The sequence below is a fragment of the Bacillus sp. AR13-1 genome (assembly GCF_008042285.1).
Classification (GTDB): Bacteria; Bacillota; Bacilli; order Bacillales; family Bacillaceae_G; genus Bacillus_A; species Bacillus_A mycoides.
This window is the reverse complement of record NZ_QNUA01000004.1, coordinates 39,623-61,964: the sequence shown is the minus strand read 5'-3', so window position 1 is coordinate 61,964 and position 22,342 is coordinate 39,623. Positions and strand designations below refer to the sequence as shown.

The 22,342-nt window shown below is 32.4% G+C and carries 15 protein-coding genes and 3 pseudogenes; 1 reads left to right on the top strand and 17 read right to left on the bottom strand.

Annotation, left to right across the window (positions count from 1 at the left end; all coding sequences use genetic code 11):
* Positions 1–289 precede the first annotated feature (289 nt).
* The gene (locus DN408_RS31740) at positions 290–517 is read left to right on the top strand and encodes a hypothetical protein (protein WP_131243726.1); all 228 of its coding nucleotides are present in this window, start codon (positions 290–292) and stop codon (positions 515–517) included.
* Between the two features lie 227 nt (positions 518–744).
* Here DN408_RS31740 and DN408_RS01685 read toward each other — a convergent pair whose 3' ends face one another.
* The 17 genes and pseudogenes from DN408_RS01685 to DN408_RS01595 form a co-directional block, all read right to left on the bottom strand.
* Complete coding sequence (locus DN408_RS01685) at positions 745–2,991, bottom strand: putative mucin/carbohydrate-binding domain-containing protein (RefSeq protein ID WP_078179093.1); 2,247 nt, start codon at positions 2,989–2,991, stop codon at positions 745–747.
* A gap of 238 nt (positions 2,992–3,229) precedes the next feature.
* Positions 3,230–5,221, bottom strand: a complete 1,992-nt coding sequence (locus DN408_RS01680; RefSeq protein WP_003192781.1) for a DUF3472 domain-containing protein — start codon at positions 5,219–5,221, stop codon at positions 3,230–3,232.
* Between the two features lie 140 nt (positions 5,222–5,361).
* The gene (locus DN408_RS01675; RefSeq protein WP_078179092.1) at positions 5,362–7,608 is read right to left on the bottom strand and encodes a M60 family metallopeptidase; all 2,247 of its coding nucleotides are present in this window, start codon (positions 7,606–7,608) and stop codon (positions 5,362–5,364) included.
* Between the two features lie 776 nt (positions 7,609–8,384).
* The gene (gene hfq / locus DN408_RS01670; protein ID WP_002203963.1) at positions 8,385–8,573 is read right to left on the bottom strand and encodes an RNA chaperone Hfq; all 189 of its coding nucleotides are present in this window, start codon (positions 8,571–8,573) and stop codon (positions 8,385–8,387) included.
* Between the two features lie 39 nt (positions 8,574–8,612).
* A complete protein-coding gene (locus DN408_RS01665; protein WP_002069661.1) occupies positions 8,613–8,936 on the bottom strand; it encodes a hypothetical protein in 324 nt (107 codons plus the stop codon).
* Between the two features lie 248 nt (positions 8,937–9,184).
* The gene (locus DN408_RS01660) at positions 9,185–9,463 is read right to left on the bottom strand and encodes an AbrB/MazE/SpoVT family DNA-binding domain-containing protein (RefSeq protein ID WP_078179253.1); all 279 of its coding nucleotides are present in this window, start codon (positions 9,461–9,463) and stop codon (positions 9,185–9,187) included.
* A 1,235-nt stretch (positions 9,464–10,698) separates the two neighbouring features.
* Positions 10,699–11,442 carry a lipoprotein BA_5634 family protein gene (locus DN408_RS01655; RefSeq protein WP_147739941.1) on the bottom strand — a complete coding sequence of 248 codons (744 nt, stop codon included), beginning with the start codon at positions 11,440–11,442 and terminating at the stop codon, positions 10,699–10,701.
* 23 nt (positions 11,443–11,465) lie between these two features.
* The gene (locus DN408_RS01650) at positions 11,466–13,436 is read right to left on the bottom strand and encodes an FtsX-like permease family protein (protein WP_078179052.1); all 1,971 of its coding nucleotides are present in this window, start codon (positions 13,434–13,436) and stop codon (positions 11,466–11,468) included.
* Positions 13,411–14,181, bottom strand: coding sequence for an ABC transporter ATP-binding protein (locus DN408_RS01645; protein WP_033729084.1), 771 nt, complete (start codon positions 14,179–14,181; stop codon positions 13,411–13,413). Before DN408_RS01645 ends, DN408_RS01650 begins: the two co-directional genes overlap by 26 nt.
* Positions 14,182–14,324: 143 nt before the next feature.
* Positions 14,325–14,426, bottom strand: a pseudogene (locus DN408_RS31820) (sensor histidine kinase); the annotation flags it as partial.
* Positions 14,422–15,423, bottom strand: a complete 1,002-nt coding sequence (locus DN408_RS01635; protein ID WP_078179053.1) for a DUF418 domain-containing protein — start codon at positions 15,421–15,423, stop codon at positions 14,422–14,424. The pseudogene DN408_RS31820 and the gene DN408_RS01635, both read right to left, overlap by 5 nt.
* Positions 15,424–15,564: 141 nt before the next feature.
* Entirely contained in the window at positions 15,565–16,551 is a 987-nt protein-coding gene (locus tag DN408_RS01630) for a sensor histidine kinase (protein ID WP_078179054.1), read from the bottom strand.
* The gene (locus DN408_RS01625; protein ID WP_033729090.1) at positions 16,548–17,255 is read right to left on the bottom strand and encodes a response regulator transcription factor; all 708 of its coding nucleotides are present in this window, start codon (positions 17,253–17,255) and stop codon (positions 16,548–16,550) included. Before DN408_RS01625 ends, DN408_RS01630 begins: the two co-directional genes overlap by 4 nt.
* A 674-nt stretch (positions 17,256–17,929) precedes the next feature.
* A complete protein-coding gene (locus DN408_RS01620) occupies positions 17,930–19,366 on the bottom strand; it encodes an IS4 family transposase (RefSeq protein ID WP_078179055.1) in 1,437 nt (478 codons plus the stop codon).
* Between the two features lie 149 nt (positions 19,367–19,515).
* The gene (locus DN408_RS01615; RefSeq protein WP_087996752.1) at positions 19,516–19,875 is read right to left on the bottom strand and encodes a YjdF family protein; all 360 of its coding nucleotides are present in this window, start codon (positions 19,873–19,875) and stop codon (positions 19,516–19,518) included.
* 614 nt (positions 19,876–20,489) lie between these two features.
* Positions 20,490–20,652, bottom strand: a pseudogene (locus tag DN408_RS31815) (DNA cytosine methyltransferase); the annotation flags it as partial.
* 754 nt (positions 20,653–21,406) lie between these two features.
* Positions 21,407–22,240 (bottom strand): annotated as a pseudogene (locus tag DN408_RS01595) (anthrax toxin lethal factor-related metalloendopeptidase); the annotation flags it as partial.
* Positions 22,241–22,342 lie beyond the last annotated feature (102 nt).

The following is a 22,342-nucleotide window of genomic DNA, read 5'->3' as shown; positions in this document are numbered from 1 at the left end:
CTATATAAGTGTATGCTTCTCAATTATCTTTATGTCTGAAATTGTTATTATATAATCCATTACGGTATGTCATATTTCGTATAAAAAAGAGTAACCATACATCACTTGCTCTCATATTGTTTACTTTTAATATATATTATTATATTTTAGTAAGCATAACTACTAAAGGAGGAAATCTATGATTAACGCAATAGGTATAGCTTTCATTATTTCCTACGATTTGGCTAATACAGATAGTTTTTAAATCGAACAAAGTAATGCGCTTATTGAATCCATCAGTTCTCGAAAAATGATAAATAATGAAGGAAAGCCTGTATTAGAAATAACATGTAAATATAACATTCTAATGAATGAAGATACTGAATGCATAACTATTAATAATTACACAGGAAAGATATCACCTTTTCTTCGTTCAATAGTAGGACCAGGTCTTGTCATAACTGAAAATTATTATTTAAACCATGTTGATAAGCCCACTAAGCATATAAAAGAAATTATAAAGGAACTTTTAGAATAATAAGGGCAACCATGCATTCGTTGCCCTTTCGTCAAATGTCTATGTTATTACTATAAATCATTTTTTCAATAGGTAACATTCACGGAACCCAACATTGGAAAACCACTTTATTTTATTGGCTGTAATTTCCGTTTTGTAGGCACTTCAAAATGTTAGCTTAATGGGAATGAGGGAAACCCCATAATTGCCATCAACATTTTGGCGTAGTTTCAATATATATTAGACCCCTATGTTAGTGGCTTCCATAATGCCAAAGCGAATATCCAATTTGGGTCACCATTTCCTTGATGATTTTGAACAGCTTCATACACTTTCCCTTGATGCTCTACTTTGTCCCCCTTTGTATATGCCTTCCTCGGATCCCATTTTTCATAAGATACATTTTGATCTTTTGTTTTTATCAGAAGAATGTTACTTTGATTTGATGTATTTCCAGCTGCATCTACAGCCTTCACTGCATATTTATATTCCTTACTAACTTTTAGGTTTTGATCAGTAAACGTCGTTCCTTGTACCGTTTGAATCAATTGTCCATCACGTAATACCTGATATTCTTTTACACCTACATTATCTGAAGAAGGATTCCATTTTAGCTCTACACTGTTAGAAGTAACATTGCTTGCATATAATCCTTGTGGCTGTGTTGGAGACTCTGTATCTGGCTTAGGATTAACAATTTGATTTACTTTCTTCAGGCCATCCTTTGTAACCTCATACATTACCTTTTTATCAAAGCTTTCGTGCTTATTATTATCTAAATTTATTAACGTTGCTCTCTCTTCACCTTCTAGGTGTGTAAGTTCAATAAAATCGCCCACTTTTACTGGGACTGTTTTTGATTCAGCATTTTGCTGTTTATTCCCATAAACCTCTTTGTTATAGACCAATTTACCTGATGTGTTTTGCACTTTAATACTTGCATATGTGCCATCAAAGTAATGGTGTGGTACACCTGCTTTTAGGTCAATTTGCATTTCTTCTGTTGATTTATTTAAATTTACTTTTGCAAATTCAAAATCTCCAATCCCTTTCAGTGACCATGAAAACTGTTTTCCTTCCAAGATATCATCTGTATTTGGTACATGGCTTTTTATTTGAGTAAGAAGATCCATCATCGGTCGCGGTTCATTCGCAAAAACAGAAATGATACTGTTATTTAATTCTTTCCACTCAGCATCTGTTACATTTGGATTTTGTAACATAAGAGAAACGTAATCTTTCCATACTAAAAAATTGATTGGTAAAATATTGGTGGATATTTTATAAATTGCAATTTTATTATCTGCTGAAGTGATCGCTTTCGCTAACCAGCGTAATCGCTCTGATTGATCTAGTTTTACTAGGTCACGTTCAGCATTTTCAAATAGTAGCATATACGGTACTTGATTTGTCGGGCTATTATCTGACCAAGGAATAACAGTTGCATCATGACGGCTCGATTCACCCCATCCGGATATATCATTTCCTAAATTCCAAGAAGATGGTTTGTTATTCCATATGAGTGCACAATGTCCAGGTTGTCCAACAGGCATAGCTGCCACTCCAAAGGCTTGGCTTACTTGCGTACCAAACTTCGAAATATTACCGCATACCCCGCCAAATCTGTAAATGGAAGAAAGATTCCAACCTAAACCGTAGAATGCATCATTTCCAGCGTGAATGCTAACTCCATCTTTGTTATGGGTTGTATATTTAATCAAATATGCACTTTCCCCTACCTTATCTTGACTTTTAAGTTCTGGATGTTCCGTATTAATCATATTTCTTGCCCAAGTTAAATCTTCTTCTGGTGACCAAGTATTCACTACTAATCTTAAATGCCAAACATCATATGTTCTAAAGCAAGGAAGTAACTCGTTATTTTGATCTGCTGATTTATAATGCTGGTATCTTGTTAATGGATTAATAGGTTTATTGTTTGTCCAATATTTTATAGGTTCAGCATGAGCTAACGATGTGGATATCGCTAATTTTAAATACAATCCTTTGTGAGAATCTGCATCCGCATTCCAAATTGTATGCCATATCTCAAGTGCATTTACAGGGTTTTTTCCAGTTGGACTACCACCTTCAAGATAGGTATTCATCACATCTGTATTTTTCATAGCCCAGCTAAGAAATTTTTGATGGTCAGCATCTTTTTTAGCAAATGCATCCATTGTTGCAGCACCTGTTTGTGATATGAATTGCCACTGAGCCAAAGCTGCTGCAAATACTGGATCTACAAGCTTCTTTTTTAAATTCTCTTCAGTAATACCCCCAATATTTCCATTCAGATATGCTGTGAGATTATTCAAATGAGCTTCAAAATTACCATTTGCAATTGCTTGATCCGTCTGTTGGTCCAATGTTTCTAAAGTGAATGTCTCTTGATTGAATGACATTGTTTCAGCTGAAACCTTTGTATGCGGAATCGTAGCAATACTTCCTAAAATAATCGGCATTGTTAATAATAAAGATGAAATCCTTTTCAAAATAATTCCCCCTTTTTTGTTTTTGACCTTTGACTGCTGCATGATTCTCGTTTATATAAAATAATTTCCATACTTAAAGGCATGAGGAATTAAACAGCCAACATGAATATAATTTGGTAGTTTCCTAACCTTTCGCAACTGGCTGACATAGTGGAATGCAACTTAGTCCCTATAACTTTCACTAATTTTACCTTTATCGAATTTCATTTTATAACGTGGTATTCCCACGCCTATCAACTTAAAAATTCAAAGTAAGTGGTTTCCATAACGATAAGGCAAATATCCAATTCGGATCACCATTTCCTTGATGATTTTGAACAGCTTCATACACTTTCCCTTGATGTTCTACTTTGTCGCCCTTTGTATATGCCTTCCTCGGATCCCATTTTTCATAAGATATATTTTGATCTTTTATTTTTATCAGAAGAATGTTACTTTGATTTGATGTATTCCCAGCTGCATCTACAGCCTTTACTGCGTATTTATATTCCTTATTAGCTGTTAGATTTTGATCAATAAACGTCGTACCTTGTATTGTTTGAATTAGTTGTCCATCACGTAATACCTGATATTCTTTTACACCTACATTATCTGTAGAAGGATTCCATTTTAGTTCTACACTGTTAGAAGTAACGTTGCTTGCATATAATCCTTGTGGCTGCGTGGGAGCTTCTGTATCTGGTTTCGGATTAACAATGCTATCTACTTTCTTCAATCCCTCTTTTGTAATCTCATAGACTGCTTTGTTACCAAAACTTTCCTGCATGTTCTTTTCCATATTTGTAATATTAGCTCGGTTCGCTCCTTCTAAATGTGTGAATTCGATAAAATCGCCTACTTTTACCGGAACTTTGGCTTGCTCAGCATTTTGTTGCTTATTTCCATAAATCTCTTTGTTATATACTACTTTACCTGATGTGTTTTGCACTTTAATACTTGCATATGTACTATCAAAGTAGTTATGTGGTACACCTGCTTTTAAATCAATTTGCATTTCTTCTGTTGATTTATTTAAATTTACTTTCGCAAATTCAAAATCTCCAATCCCTTTTAGCGACCATGCAAATTCGTTACCTTCTAAAATGTTTGGAAATTCATTTTTGATTTGTACCTTTTTCTCAACAGTTTGATCAAATAAATCTGTTAATATAATTTTTGCATAAGCATTTGTAGATAATAGTATAGATTGACTAATCTCACTTTGATAAGATTTAATATTATCAATTATCTCGATTGGTTGTCCTGTCATATTTTCATCATTATAAATTTCAATTTTACCTTTAAATTGTGGTGTGCTATTTTCTTTTAGTTTCCAGGATACATTTAATTTTTCATTTTCATAATATATAGATTGTATATCAAAATCTAGTTTTCCTATTTCAGGTTGAGTAGGTTGATTTAGTGTGAATATTTTTCCTGTTCCAATGGTAGATTGAGTATTACCTCCTGCTTTGACCCATACATATTCTGAAGTCGCTCCTCCATCATATTGATAAGAAGTATCATGCTGTCCAGAAATACTTTGATTATTCCAAGAATTCCATTGTTTATCTAATAACTTTCGACTATAACCATTTTTTAGGCGTGCTTCTCGAACATCCTGTCCATTACCAGCCCAGTCTTCTTGAAACATTCCTAATCCATGATTAAATGCAACATTAGCAACCGGAAAGTCCATAATTGCAATTAGATGCCATTTATTCTTTGTTACATCTTTCATCCATTGTCCAAATTTAGTATGACCATTTTCTTGCCATGAACGCATTGTCATTCTGTACCAATTGTGGTCTTTCCAACCATAAGTTGTTTGAACCTTCAGTCCTGTTCCTTCTCCTCCAAAGAGTCCAGCTTGTGAATTCGGAGATAAGTATTCGGCCTTTATTGCTTCTTTAGAGGCAATTGGATCCCATAAGGCAAAATGTAAAGTACGTTTTCCATTTTCATCAAACCCACTTTGTTGTTGAAAACCAGCATATCCTCCAGCTTCACCACCTGCATTCCAATTGTGTACAGCCCAATACGTATAAGGTGCAGTCTGAACTGGTGACCAGTCTATACTAATAATATCTGAGGAAGCTGTATTTTGTGGACTCACATAAACTGAAGGAGCAGCTGAACGTGTTACTGCTTTAGTGTGCGAAATAGACGTTCCAAACATAGAAAACATGCTACATGCTGCGGTAATTATAATAACTTTATTAAATCTTTTTTTCGTTTTCTGACTAATCACTAATCTACTTCCTTTTCTAATTTTTATTTTTAAATAATAACTTAGTAGAGAAATCTATCAAAATTCAAGCAACATCCAGTAATTCTTTAAAATACTGACCCAATCTATGATGTTCTATATTCACATCTAATTCTTACATATTAATTGATTGTAAGTGGTTTCCATAAAGATAACGCAAATATCCAATTCGGGTCACCATTTCCTTGATGATTTTGAACAGCCTCATACACCTTCCCTTGATGTTCTACTTTGTCTCCCTTTGTATATGCCTTCTTCGGATTCCATTTTTCATAAGATACATTTTGATCTTTTGTTTTTATCGGAAGAATGTTACTTTGAATTGATGTATTTCCAGCTGCATCTACAGCCTTCACTGCATATTTATATTCCTTGTTAGCTGTTAAGTTTTGATCAGTAAACGTCGTTCCTTGTATCGTTTGAATTAGTTGTCCATCACGTAATACCTGATATTCTTTTACACCTACATTATCTGTAGAAGAATTCCATTTTAGCTCTACACTGTTAGAAGTAACGTTACTTGCATATAATCCTTGTGGCTGTGTGGGAGCTTCTGTATCTGGTTTCGGATTAACAATGTTATCTACTTTCTTCAATCCCTCTTTTGTAATCTCATAGACCGCTTTATTCCCAAAACTTTCCTGAATGTTTTTTTCCATATTTGTAATAGTAGCTCTGTTCGCACCTTCTAAATGTGTGAATTCAATAAAATTGCCTACTTTTACCGGAACTTTTGCTTGCTCAGCATTTTGTTGCTTATTTCCATAAATCTCTTTGTTATATACCACTTTACCTGATGTGTTTTGCACTTTAATACTTGCATATGTACTATCAAAGTAGTTATGTGGTACACCTGCTTTTAGATTAATTTGCATTTCTTCTGTTGATTTATTTAAATTTACTTTCACAAATTCAAAATCACCAATCCCTTTCATCGACCATGCAAACTGGTTTCCTTCTAAAATATTCGAAAAATTCGGTGTATCCGGTTTAACCGGATTAGAATCTGTACTTTTCCAAATTTCAGCCGTTAAATTTGGATACCCTAGTGCCGCTACTTTTTGGATTGTATCATTATTTGGGCGTAATCCCCATTTCTCAAAAAACGGAATTAAATTTTGTTTTGCTGCCTTTGATGCTGAAATCATAAATAATTGTTTTTTCGTTTCATCAGTTTGTGGAATCTCATTTGAAGGCATGTCTCTATACAGCTGATGCAACTTAGGATAGAAGTCTTCTCCGTACGCTAGTTGTAATTGCCAAAGCATTACAACTTTAACAAAAAGGTCACTAATGTCATCATAATTTTTATTAGGTTGTTCTAAGTATTGAAATGCCTTAGTATAAGCGCCCTCTTGTTGCAATCTAAAAGGTTGATTAGATGTAAATGCTTTTTCTACAGCAAGGCTGTAAAGATTGACTTGTACCTCTGTCATATTTTTAAAGTTCCAAGGCGTTTGTTGTCTCATATGTCCTGCCTCATGCCAAGGTCCCCATCCATCATTTGTAAATTTATTAATGTCTAATACATGTTGGATTGCATCTCCTACATATGCAGTTCTGTGAGGATATGCATACATATAATAATCCAGAGAATGGTTATCCTCCACATAATGCAGATAATGTTTATCTACTTGTTCTTCAGATAATCCAGATATTTTATCTTGAATTCTAGTAGCCTCATCCATTTTTTTTAAGAGTTGTACAGGATCTGTGTTAGAGTCTATCAAATATTTTTTAACACGAACTGGGCTAGCAGTAATCAATACGCGCTCCCCTTTTAATTCCACCGCATGTGCATTTGGATATTGATTGAGCATATTTATTAAATCTTGTTTCGTATGCTTTCCAAGTTCAAAGAGAGGAGTAGCCGTTCCGCCTGTTATTACTGTTGTTTGAATGGTACCACCTTGTTGTTTATTATAAAAATAAATCATTCCTCCATTTGGAGATTGAATTGTGTTTGTACCTGGATTTAAAGTAAATGATTTAATTTTGGAATCTTCCCTCCAAGAAGCATCGAACGAGAAAGTTCCAATATATGCTTGTATACTTTGATTTCCTTGTACCTGAATTGTTATTTGTTCATTTGGCTTAGCATATAACCCTGTTGGCTCGTATGCACTAAAATTTCTTTCCCTTCTTTCAATATTTTGAAGTTGGGAGACATCTCCTTTTCCTGGAACTGCAAATACTCGATTTTCCACATTAACAGAATTTTCATTCTGTAACGTTGTAGATACTTTCTTTTGCTGTGCTTGTTCTTCCGCAAAGACTTCTAATGAAGGCGTTATTCCAGTAGCAAACATAGATAATGTGGCAGTTATCATCACTAAATTTTTTGTTTTTTGTTTCTGTCCCCTTTTCATAATATCCCTCCGCTATATTTCCAAATACTTATATATTCATATTATCTATTGACACATATTTACACAATTTAACATAAATATACTCATTTATATAAGATAATGAACATATTTCAATTCACTTGATAAGAAGAATAATCAAATGAATCTATGAGAAAAAGAAGGATTTTAATACGTTTATTATTAAAAACGTATTAAAATCTTTAAAAATGTCAAAATATTAATACATTATGTTTTGGTACAAAAACTTCCAAGCAGTTGTAACTAATCACCTAAACCCGGATATACCAGTACTTTTAAAAGAACGTAATCCTAATTGGGGTCACCATATCATTTCGATAAATTTGTACGCTAAGAAATTTATAAAGGTTGTAGATGTTTAATAAACGTTTAAAAATATTTTATAACACATCTTTAAACATGATAATCCTTGACTATATAAGTAATGTCTTTAAAGGTATACTTCTATAAGAATTTTTGAGGGAAATGAATAAGTTGTGATAAACCTAATTAAATAAATGATTTGAAAGTAAACTAAACGGCTAAAAGTTTACTTTCATTTTTATTAAAAAAAGAACATGTAGAAATTACTACATGTTCTTTTTGAGTTGATGGCAATATTACAACTTGTTTATATTAGTTTGCTACTTTCATACTTTTGTAAAACTCGTTTTCACTATATGGTGCCCCTAATATCCTGTTTACATTTGTACATATTAACAGATTGGTATTGCATAGATCGTAAAATTTGCCTAGGTAGAGCTAAATACTTTATGGTATTACTTAATGATTGTAGAGATGGCTTGTTTGTATACCAGTTGTTGTTTACCATGAACCATCATTAAGACAGTAAATTTATCTGTTGCAAGGATCTGCCCACGTACTGGAACGCCATTCTTTAAAAATACAGTAACTTCCCCTTTTTTCTCTTTCAATTGTTCGTACATATCTTCTTGTAAATTAAACATGAAATGCGCCCCCTGGTTTGTTTGTATTTACTTTTCTTCTCATACCTGCTGCTTTTCACTATTGGATATATGTGATTCCCATTCACTTTCTATTTTTCTAAACCATTTTCCTATTTTGCTTAGATAATATCTTTTTACTTCACCATAAAGAATCCAAATTTCACGTTCCTGCATTTGAATCATCACTTCATGAAGAATCTCATCATGTTCATACTTTCTAGGTTTTCTATGATGTGTTTTTAAAAACTGTGTATATTCTCTACGTAACCAATTAGAAATATGTTCTTTTTGTTTTCGCTTGAGATGTGACCATTTTTTATTTGTTTGAAGGATTTTTCCATTTACTTTTTTGTGGTTTTTCATCGAAACTCATCTCCTTTTACTAGCAAAACGAATATATAACTATCGTATCACATTTAAATTGAAATACTGCTTTAGGGACATATTTCGCAAGAAATCTATGCAAAATAAACAATACATGATCCATTTAGCGGATTAATTCAACATAAAAGTAAATGTAGACTATTTGTGTGGTGTTTTATCTTTTATTAATTATTACGGTACGTGAAATTATAATGTTAAACCTAAAAAAGCCCCTTGAAAGGAGCTTCTTATTTTACAAGGTATTGTTCTATTTCTTTTATTAATAATTCTGCACCTTCTGGACTTAATGCTATCTTACCATTTGCTAATGATATGTTACGATTTGACACTTCTTCTGTTAACACACAAACACCACCAGGCTGATACCTCTGTAAAACAATGTCTTCACCTTCTACAAAGATCTCTAATGGTGATTTTTCTTTCATACCTAGCGTATTTCTAAGTTCCTTTGGAATTACCACACGCCCTAATTCATCTATTTTTCTAGTTACTCCGGTTGCTTTCATCTAATATCTTTCCCCATTTCATTATCAATTGTACCCAAGTTATTCTTTACTATTGTAACAAGCTTTTCCCATACATGAAAATTTATTTGCATTTACAAAAGAACAAGTAAAATAAATAGAGGATTTTTGGCACGATAACAAGATAAGTAATTGAAATGAAGCAATTCGTCAACTCGTAGAGAAAGCGTTAAGTCTTAAAGTAAGGGAATTGTGAGCTGTTCCTCACCTCTTTGTACTATATCTAATGTTTGTAATAGTGAGTTCTTGAATTACTCGTCTAATTTAATGGTTCTTGTTAGCATAATCATAATGAAAAGAATGTAAAAAACGATTCTTTTGATGTAAAAAAGAATCGACTTCTAATTTTTCGAATAAAATGTTCCCCGCAGTTTTATCACTATAATGAATATTCGTCTCCGCAATTTCCCCCAAGAGTCATACCGGTATCCACTTGATTCTCTGTAATTGGTGAACACTTGACTAAATCATATTTTGTATAAGTGAAAATATCGCCTAATTTGTCAATTGGATATTGTAGTAACAATGCCCCTGCAATCAGAGCCTTAAAGGTAGATGCGCAAACAAACCGTTCGTTAGGTGATCGATAGGTAACTGCCCAGTTTGTACCAGCGTCGATTGGATAGACACTCAGTCAAGCGTCAAACTTTTCTCAAGTTGCGTGAATGCTCAATGAGGTGCATGATTTGCATATTTATTTTTCTCTACTTTTTCTTTTGCTTCCATCTAAAATGGTTCACCTTTAAAAAGTTTTACACTTGCAAGACTTAAACTTAATACTCCAACACACATCCCTATTTTTAACATCCTTGTACTTTTCAAGATAATCAGTCCTTTCGTGTTATGCAGTACTTAAAATAGATGTCAAACCTGACTCAATGTATCAAGTTTGGGAACTAAGTTTTTAGGATTACATTTAATAGACAATTTAAGTAATAAATTTGTTCCACTTTGATATGAGGAAAAAATTTGAGTTTGTATAGTAACGGAACCGAAACGTTAATAGGGGTACAACAACGAGAAATGGAATTTTATAGAAAATCCAATCTTAGCTTGATAGACATGTAGTACCATCAGCGTTTTAGAACATTATCATGCTAAGCAAAAAAACCTCACTTTTCATCTTTTTTCAGATAAAAAGTGAGATTTTTCGTTTTGGTGTATTTATTTTTCTTAACTTGATGGTGACCAGTTTTTACCCATATAGACGTAATTTTTTACTTTTCTGTAATATTTACAAAATTGACGGCTCTCATTTCCTTATTTCCCAAAACCGTATTTACTTTATCTATTTCCTTTGTTAATTCTGGTGCTTTCCCTTTATTGACTAAATTAAGATTCCCAAAAGATTTATTAAAAGATAGAATCTGTCTAGTTTTTTCTTTCCCATTTATTTCTTTAAATAATGTATCATCTACAATTAATAGGATTTCTTTGGATCCACCACGATATGGAGATAGCCATACATCCCCTTTATATTGAACATTCATTTTTTTCTCATCAAATGTTAGTTCTTTCAAGTCTTTATATTCTTTATTTGCAAATATGATAGTTTCATCTTTTTCTATTTTTGGTAACGAATCAAGAGGGACTGAAGATAGGAGCCCCTCGTTATTATCCCTTTCACGAATAAGTCCCTTTTTATTCATTTTTTCAGCAGTTGTTCTACTAATAAATAGTAAATTACTAGTAGCAGTATCCATAGAATCCCGAAATTTAGTCGGTAGCTTTATGTCAAGCTTATTATTATCTATAGTCCCTTCTTTTAATTGATATAGGTCTTGTGAGGTTGTTATATCTTTGTATGAGTCAATTATAGAGTTTCTTGTTTGTTCGTTTATCGTTCCTACTTCTATTGAAATTCCATTTGCTGGAGAGTCTTTTGTACCAAATAATGAACATGCTCCTAACATGGTAATCGAAATACTAGCTACTATTAATAATCCAATTCTTTTTTTTATCCTATATTCTCCTTCTTTTTAAATTAAAAGATTGTTTTATACATTTTTTTCAAATATTGAGCACGAACAAAGTAAAAGTATATAATTTGCATAACTAAGAAACAAATCAATACCACAACGGAACTAACCAAGACTGAAAAATTGGCTAACTTTTGTAAGGCCATAAAAGCAACTGTACTATGTGTAATCGCTATTGCAATTGGTAAAAAGAATAACAATGCAAGTTGACGTGACACAATTTTCTTTAATTCAGGTTTACTTAAACCAACTTTTGCTATCATTTTATATTGCTGCTGATTTCGTTCTAAGTCTGTATATAATCGGAAATATAAAAAGCTTGCAGCAAAAGTAAAGAAAACAATACCTATTAATACACTCATGATAGATGCAAGTCCAAAACCTTGTTTCATCACTATCCATGTAAAAATTAAAGACGAAAATGTATATTGTTCGTTGTATACTTCAAGTTCACTAATACCCTGATTATCTTTCTGTAAAGTAGTCACGATTTTTTCAGCAACCTTTTTTGTTTGATCCCAATTTTTCACAATAAAACCATTGATAGTAAATTGCCCATATTGATTCTCTGGGTTTACAATCATTTGATTATATAAAACGTCTGGTACAATAATTATCGTGACGGTTGTATCTTGTAGTTCTTTCGGAGTTAGTATTTTATCTACATGCATATCTTTTTTTATATTTTCATGCAACAATTGAAAGTCATTTTGATTAGATTTTGTATTAGCGACTTTTTTTGAAGGAATGACAAAACTACTATTTTGATCTTTTAAGCTTTCTTTTTCAAAATCAAATGACTCTGCTAACCTATTGTAATCACTTATTTTTATAACGCTTAATAATACATTACTGTTATAAAGGGTATCTGGAATTTGTTTTATTGAATAAGCTACTGGTTTGAATTTAAACCCACCATTATTGAGTTCGCTTTCTATTTTTTTTAGATGCTCTTTTTCTAAAGGATTATTATTATAAGACTTATAAGAAAATGCGAAGGGACTATTTGATTCAGCCATGGATGAGTTACCTAATCCCATACAAGTTCCCACTGCAGTGAAGGCAACGGCAGATATAATAGTGACCATAAAAAACATTTTTGCATTATCTTTTAATTGATACACTAAATCTGAAATGGTGAGTATGTTTGTTTTCTTAAAGAAAATATTTTCCCTTTTCTTTAATACACGTAACACATACACACTGAGCTGTGTAAATAAGAAGTACGTTCCAAGAACAACAAAGCTCACCCCTGTCGCCATCATGAATAATACATATTTCATATCCTTGTAATGAATTGCGTTAACACTATGGAAAACAGCTGTATATCCTAATCCAATACAAATAAGCGCAAATAAAGATAGCCAAAAGGATGCTTTTGGTTCAGGCTTTGGCTTTTCTTCTGCTTTTATCAATTCTACTAATTGCTCTACATTTACTAGTCGAGAAGTGAAAAGTGAAATAAATAAAAACAGTAATAAGAATGCTCCAAATGTTATCCCAATTGCTTTAAATGGCATGTAAAATGGGAGTCCTTTATCAATCATTAGCAGATTGTTGCTCATAATTAAGATAAACTTAGAGAACGCCATTCCAATTGTAATTCCTGTTAAAATAGAAGCGATTCCAATTATTATATTTTCAATAAATACTAATTTATTCAACTGTGAACGTGACATCCCATGTAGCATTAGAATTCCAAAATCTTTTTTTCTTGTTTTTAAAAATGCACTTACAGAATATAGGATAAAGAAGAATGAGAAGAAAAATATTAACCCCTGCGATATCTGTAATCCTGATTTTGCAAATGTATTGATTGTTACACTGGCAGCAAGATCGCCTTGTAAATTAGGATGAAATGCAAGTAATGCATACGTAAAAAAAATCATAATGGCAAACGTACTACTTAAAAAATGAGCCAAATATGTCCGTTTACTTCGAATGACGTTATTAAATGCGAATTGTCGAAAAGTCATGTGCATTTCCTCCTAATAATGCTAAAACCTCTAGAATTTTTTGATAGAATACTTTGCGATTATCTCCACAATAAATCTCATTGTATAACTGTCCATCTTTGATAAACACAATTCGATCACAATAACTTGCAGCCATTGCATCATGTGTCACTAACATCATCGTTGTGCTATTTTCTTTATTAAGCGTTGTCAATAATTCCATCACATCACTAGCAGATTTTGAATCCAGATTTCCTGTAGGCTCATCCGCAAGTAATAATTTCGGATTATGAATAGTAGCTCGTGCGATTGCTGTTCTTTGTGCCTGCCCACCAGAAATTTCATACGTACGTTTATCTAATATTTCAGTTATCCCCAGTTTTTCAGCAATAGCTTCCACTTTCCCTTCCATTTCTCTAGGGCTTACACCATCAAGCGTAAGTGGAAGAACAATATTTTCTTTCACTGTCAATGTATTAAGGAGATTAAATGATTGAAAAACAAACCCTAATTCACGTCTTCGAAATAAAGACAACTGATCTGGAGATAACAGATATGGATTTTCTCCATGAATTAATACTTCTCCTGATGTTGGAGCATCTATAGTAGAAACCATATTTAATAGCGTTGTTTTACCACTCCCAGATGGTCCCATAATTCCTACAAATTCACCTTTGTTTATTTTTAAATCAATATGGGATAATGCTGTATAAGAAATTTTCCCAGGATAAACTTTCCCTAAATCTGAAACATGTAGTATCTCCACAAGTATTTCACCCTCCATTTCTCTTTTCTATACATGAAGTGTAGCCTATATATAGTATGTCTCATATCGATTTCCCTAACATTTATCTAACAAGTTTGTAAGATTCAAAAGAAAAAACCGATGAAAAGTTTACCTTTCATCGGTTAACGAGATGCATATGGGAATACGATTTTAACTTTTGTTCCCTTACCTACCTCAGATTCTAGCTCAATCTTATGATTTAATTTTTCACATACTTCTTTAACAGGTTTTGTTTTCTTTAAAGTTAGAATCTTTCTCGAATTGATCTACAATTCTAACTTTCTTCCAATATATCCCTATACGCCATATCCATTCTAAAGGTCCCATTCTGAAGTACTTTAACCATATGTTACTATAAATAATTTGTATAACAATAATGGATAGACCGATACCTAAATAGGTTAAGAATGAGAACTTTTCATTTTCTAAATAGTCAAAAACAATCGATGTGTGCACAATAAAGTTTGACATAGACATTCGGCCAAATGCGATTAAACATGAGAACATACTTCTTACCATGGGAATCATACTTAAAATGGTAAAGCAAACAATATAAAATAGGGGCAGTACGAAAGAACTAAAATTATTCATCCAGCCAAAAGAGTAGTATGTTAAAAAGAATAGGAGGACTAAACCTGTTACAAGTAATACCTTACATCTTTGTAGGTGATTGAAAAAAGATAACTGTCCTAAAAATATCCCTAAAATAACCATTGAAAGCCCGCTAAACATGCTTACTAAAGATACAATTTGATTATTAGTTGATTCACCTTCAATTAAAACCATGTCACGTGTGAACCAAATCAATATTGCAATAGCGATAAAAACGACAATGTTAATCATCGGTGGTATATACTGAAATACAAATCCTATTAGCCCATAAATTGCATACATAATAAATAATCCACCGGCAGGGACCCCTACAAATGTACATGTAACACCAATTAATAACAGGATACTAAAACGCCGGATATATATTAAATTTGCCCTTTCACCCCTCTTCTTTAAATTTGACATTAATAATGCAGAAGATAAGCCTAGAAGGAACATAAATATATAAATAAATTTGGATACCATGAAAGTGTAAATGAATGAGCTAAAATAAGGATGGGCATCAGTGCTCACCATACTCGTATTTTGAAATATATTTGTAAAAGTAATGCCTATAAGCGCAAATCCCCGTAAATAATCAACTATTTCAATACGTTGCTTTTGTATCATAATTCCTTTCTCCTTTCAGTTTTGATTCTACATACAATGTACATATTGCATAGGATTTTTCCTATCGATTTCCCTAACATTTATCTAACAAGTTTGTAAGATTCAAAAGAAAAAACCGATGAATAATCTTTCTTTCATCGGTTAACGAGAGGCATACGGGAATACGATTCTAACTTTCGTTCCCTTACCTACCTCAGATTCTAGCTCAATCTTATGATTTAATTTTTCACATACTTCTTTAACAAGATATAATCCCATTCCCGTAGACTCTTTAAATTTCCTACCATTTTCTCCAGTATAAAATGGATGGAAAACACGTGGTAAATCAGCAGTAGGAATACCAACTCCATAATCCCTTACTTCTAAAATAACTGCGCGTCCCTTTGAATACGCTGATATTATTACTTTCTCTTTCTTACTTGATGAATATTTTATTGCGTTTGACAGCACTTGATTGAGTATAAATCGAAACCATTTCTTATCTGTTTCTACAGTAAGGAGCGAACCCACTTTTACTTCTGGATACACATAACTACGTATAAACAGACGCTTATTTTCATGAATAACAGAATCAATCATTTCTAATAATGGTACTCTATCTACATGAAAATCCTGTTCAAATGTTTCCAATCGGGCAGCATATAACACCATCTCTAATCCTTTTTTGATTCGTTCTGTTTCTTCGTTAATACTGTCAAATCGAGGATCTTCGGCATCTTGTGTAATTAATTCGATGACAGAAAGAGGTGTTTTCATTTGATGAACCCATTGATTCATAAAAATCATTTGTTCTTGTTGTTTTCGTTCCCATTTTTTTAATTGGTTCTGATAATATTGATATTGGGTTTGTAATAATTTATCTAGGGCCATTGATAATGGAGTCAAATCGCTATCCTGGATTGACTCATTTAGCGTTTCCATCGGTGTTGATAGACGCTTGTAGAATGAACGATGACTATAATAACGATATATTAAATAACCTATTAATAAAAAAATGCCCAAAAATACTGAATATAATGCAGTCAAAATATGTGGATACCCATCAAACCAATATATAAAAAGGATAATAAGTAATTGGCCGAATGTATAACAAATAAGTGGGATATGTTCTCGTAAGAATAATTTCATTTATCCTTTCCTTCCTTCTCCCAAATAACATGCAGTCGATATCCTGCACCACGAACTGTTTCGAGGGCATTTTCGATACCCAATTCTTGTAACTTCTTTCTAATTCTACCTATATTTACACTCAATGTATTCTCATCTATATACGAACTATCCCACAATTGTTCTAAAATTACTTCGCGTTTTACAAGAAGTGGAGATTTTGTTATCAATATTTCTAATAAAATTGTTTCTTTTTTGGTAAGCAAAACTGTCTTATCATCTAGTTGAAGCTCCATCCTTTCTGGAAACAGGAGTAATCCTGTTTCCTCAACTATTCGTTCTTTTACTTTTGGAGCATACTCACCGTATGCTCTTCTGAGTTGACTACGGATTTTAGACATTACAACTTCATAATAAAAAGGTTTCGTAATGTAGTCATCACCACCATTTTCTAAAGCCATAACCTGATCCATCTCTCCACTCCTTGCAGATAGAAATATAATTGGACAAGTAGAAATAGCTCGTATTTGGCGGCACCAATAATAACCGTCAAAATTAGGCAGATTTACATCTAATAGCACTAAATCTGGTTTAATCTTTTGAAATGTAGCTAAGATATTTTCAAAATCCTCTATAATAACACTTTGATATCCGTATTTTTTAATATGAGTTCCCAGTAATTCAGCGATTTTTATATCATCTTCTACAATCATGATTGTATTCATATCGTACTCTCCTCTAATTTAAGTGTGATTTTTAAAGTTTGTTTGGCTTTTATGTTTAGTTTTTAAGTTAATTTATTTAAAAGAAATAATATCTTACATACGCCCTAAAATGCAATTAATATCAAATAAAGCTTATATCTGTTGTTTTTTATTAATAAAAATTTTAACAGTAAATGGGTTGGGATTTTTCAGAATATAGATAAGCTTTATTAATAAAATGAATTGATGTTAGTAAGGGTATTTGAATAGATAAGAACTTAATATATTCATTAATATTTTTTATCCAATTTACTTTTCTGACTTTTAATTAACATATATTACTGTACTATGTGATCAGAAAATTGTCGTTTATGGAGCTCTATTTATTTCTACTAAATTAGAATGAAATACGATTAAAAATCAGTTCCAAAACTCATTACCAAAAACAAAGTACCATAACAAACATGAAATATCGTTTATAGAACTTCCTTAACGTACGGTAAAACCAAGTTTTTTAAATAAAAATTTCCTTAGCGTACGAAATTCGTGAAATGTTGGCGGGACCCCATGCCCATCAAGCTAAGCTTATATAAGTTTAATTTCATGTGAGATTTTTTCTGTTTTCTAAAGATCTAGTGTAAGTTCTTTAAAGATTTGCATACCAAATAAACCCTATCGGGTTTCAGTTTTTTTGATTACGCTACATGATTGTGAGACATAGAAAAGTTATATACGACGCCTAAGATATCAAAGACTGTTTTCTTCTCATACCTATGTGATTTTCGTCCGTTTTTCTGTAAGAGATTAAACAGCCGAGACAATATCTTTGTTAATTCTTGGGTGTCTTTTTGTAGAGATTGATAAATAAGTGGAAAATAATCTTTTATCATATAAATCGCTTTATATTCGCTTAATTCTCGTTTCTTCTTGATGAGGAGTAATTGGCGCATTTGAAACATTGTGGAGGAACAAAGAAAGATGCTAATTAATTGTCCGTATAAGTGACATTCTAGTCGTTCTAATTTTACAGAATTACAATGATGAATACGAAAGAATGATTTCCATGTTTTAAAGATAAGTTCAACTTGCCATCGTAAGGAGTAAAAATCGTATACTTGTTCCTTTGGTAGATATTCCAAAGGAATATTTGTAATGTAAAAGTTAATTGCACTAAGTCGCTTACTGCGTTCTTTATAGGTAATTTGCTTCTTATGTTCTTTAGATGCTAAATCCTTTTGTCTACGTTTCATTTGCGTTTCAGTTAATTTGTACAGAATTAGTCTTGCAGGAAGTTTTTGATACATTCCAATATAAATCTCAGGAATTTCATATGTTTCACCTGACTGTAATTGGTCAATGAATTGCTCCATATCTAGTTGGATGTATTCAGATTGCTTTTTTATTGTTCCATTTTGAAAGTATTCAGGTTCTCTATTCTTCTGATATATACGAGTATTGAGCTTTAATCGTGAAATAAAATAAGCACCACACTCGTCTATCGTATGTAGATCTCTTAAATCGAAATATTCTAGATCACGTATACATACATCGTGCGGTTGAAGAGACGTTAAGCAAGTAGAACCATAAATTTTATCATTTTGCTTTCCCGAACCTACATGAACATGTAAAAATTGACCACTAAGCAAATCGTACTCTAATTGAATTTTCACACCAGCACTATGACCACTACCTCCTGAACCTTGATATGTAGAAGCAAATTTATCTGGAACCTGAAAATGTGTAGAATCCAATACACGAATACTACGAAAATAGTTTGTATACAAAGTTGGAATCTTGTTTGAGTTGGAGGAATGAAATTGTTGGTTAAGTAAATACGCTAATATTTGTTGTAAAAACTGTACAGCCCGAGAATTAAAGCGTTGATTGAGTCCTTCCGGACTCATCGAAATGCCTGTGTTAGCTTCTAATCGACTACATAATTGTGTCAATGAAGTATGAGCTATATTTGGGCTTAACCAAACACATAAAGCCACTAAGTCTTGTGCACGATATTTACTACTTCGTTGAACAAATCCTATTTTTCTAGCTAACTTATCCAAAGCATGTGGTGACATATGTCGCTCTAATTCTTTAGAAAATAATTGTAGTTCATCAGAAATCGATAGATTCATACAAAAACGCCATCCTTTCTGTATATTTCTACAAAAAGAATAGCGTTTTTTTCGCTATATGAATACAATTTCTTTTTCGTTTGATGATGACAGGGTGTGAATAAATCCTCAAGATAAAAGGTCATCCGCTAAATTTAGCGGACGACCTTTTATCTTCCTCGATGTTTTGCTTTTCGTTTTCGAATTTTCAGTTGTCTCTTTTTTTCTTTTAATTCTTCTTTTTTTTGACGTGTAATACATTTCTTTGTTTTCTTTTTTTGTTCTAGTTCTATTCTCAATGCTTCATACGATTTGTTAGAAACTCCTTGATTTTTCATCTCTTTAGCTGCTAATTTTATCAACCTTTTAGGATTGATAGTCTTCTTTTTTTTGTTATCAATAGAGTTTTTAACACCTGATGTACTATTTAATAACGGAATCAAATCATGAAAAATAAAATCTAATACTTCACTATCTTTTGGTTCTGATCTAAAAGTATATTTACATACCTTCAATTTATTATTGTCCATCAAAATAAATTGTAAGTTTCATTGAAAATCCCCCTTTTTTACTACATGAGTAATGGACATCCCAGGGGGGAAGGTTACTGACAATAATTATTAAATTATTGCGTTCGGACTACCAACCGAACTGTGTTTTTTCACTCTATACTTATTATATTTCGAAATTCAGATTTGTAAATATTTAGATAATATCAACTAGGTTAAATTATTTTCTTTTAACATTTACGAAAGCATATTCGAATAATCATTCATTAAATTTCTTATCAATCATCAAAAATTAATTATCATAAGGAAGAGGTACGTGACCTTTTAGTTAAGAAATTACTTATTCTTGAAAAAAAAACGAATTAAATCCCCATAAATAATTGTAAAGATGTAAAATTCTATAATTCCCTCGGAACAAAAAAAATTGTCTTTTATAGCAACGAAGTTCATTTTTATCGTTTTTGGGTAGTGTATTCTTGTTATCTTGATGGGCATGTGGCGGGACCCCATCACCATCAAGTTAATTAATTTATTGCTCCATAAAATTTTCTTTATGGAGTTACTTTGAAATCCTAGGTCGATGGGCATTTGTTTTTCTTAGCTTGATAGCGGTGTGGTAGGATCCCTTGTTAATCAGCCTGATTACAAGCAGTATCTAATGTCTGAGCAACACCTTTCCCTCCTCTTCCCCTTCTAGTTTTACTCCCTGGAACAGAATAATTAACACTATCCCCCACTTCAGCTACTACATATCCTTTTTTTTGTAGCTTCTTTAATATGGATTTTATAGCTTTTCATCATTTACACTCTCCATTTAATTCATTTCTAATTAAGCTGCCTTTTTATTAGGAAGTAAAACCCTGGGATCATCTTTGCATGTAATCGTAGGGGATATCCCCATAGGATTTCACATCTCTCCACCCCTTCTCTAACCACTAGAATTAATATTTCCTATTATTTAAATACGATTTTGTCCAATTTTTCTTCTGATAGGAAATACTTTTCTAGTACATTTTTTTCGAGAATGTCTAATAATAGCATCCTTTAACGAATTCCCCGAAATAATTCTCCTTCCTCAAGCGTGTGAAGGGCGTAGCCCAACGGTAGGTGGGAGATGAATTTCGGTTTGGCATAGCCAAAAACTTTTGATAAACTAGCTATATGAAGTTCTTTGATAACTTGATATATGAGGTTGCAGGAAGAAAATAGAGTGCGAAAAACAAGCCATTCGGTTCCTGCGTAAAATATCAACCGTACCAAAAGAGCGTCCAAGCGTTGGACATCTAGGGATGGAACACCCCGAAGTAACGCTCAGGGAGACGAAAGGTTGCTTTCATCGTGGAACTGAGAAACTCCCACTTCAAGCCTTGCTAAGTGGCGAGTAGTTCACAGGAATAACTTATTGCCACACAACAGTTCCCTAGTCTATCCTTCAATTCAGATGTTCTTTTCCTTTTTAGTATAAAAATACCCCTTTAGATAACCACCTAAAGGGATAGAGCATCGTATCTTTTTTATAAACATCGCGACTTTATTTTAAAGCCATAGTTAACTCTGCCTTCTTGTTATAATCTACTTTTGCGAATTCTCGATCACTATATCCTTTTAAAGACCAAGCAAATTGATTTCCGTCTAATAGTTCATTAATAGGTTCTGTTGAATTGGAATACCCTTGAACAGTTTTAATTAATAAATCTATGCATCTATAAGTCAATGGAGCCTTATCTTTTAGCTCTTGCTTAGATGATTCGCTAAAATAATAATATGTAAAACATTCCGCAAAATATTCTTCCTTATTTTCGTAATATTTATCCGGGAAAATTTTCTGTCTCTCTTGACTGAAAGGAACATCAAACAAATCAGTATGACTTATATTAAAAAAAACCACTCGATCAATTGCATGCGCTATTTCATGAAGTTCTAAATTAATGGAACCATGCCCCTTTCCTCTTTCACTAAAACCTATTCTAGCCATTACAGGTTTTCCACCAATATCAGATCCCACACCTGGTACATCATCCCAGGTCAATTGTTTTCCTTCGGCATTGGTTTGCCCTTCCCATCCTCGTGGAATTAATCCTTTTAGGTCCCTGTATTCGTCAGACTCAGTGATAGGATAATTAACAAGTTTTACATATGTTCCGTCTGCCACTAATTTATCAAGTATGCCGCTTTTTATTTTTTTTATTCTATCAACCATATGTTGTGCCTCTTGATATTCTTCCACATTATTTCCTCTTATATCAATATGAATAAGCCTTTCATTTTTAGTCTGTTGTTCTTTTATAAACTCAAGGTTGTTTAAAGTTTCGGCTGCAAGGGGATGGTTTGTAAGGGAAATAGACAGAATAAATATCAATAATATCAAAATTGTATTTTTTTTCATATAAATCCTCCCGTTATATGATTTTTAATAACCCTTTGATTAAATAGGGATATTTCAAAAACAAAATTGATAGTGATTGAAGAAATAAGCATTCCTTTTAAA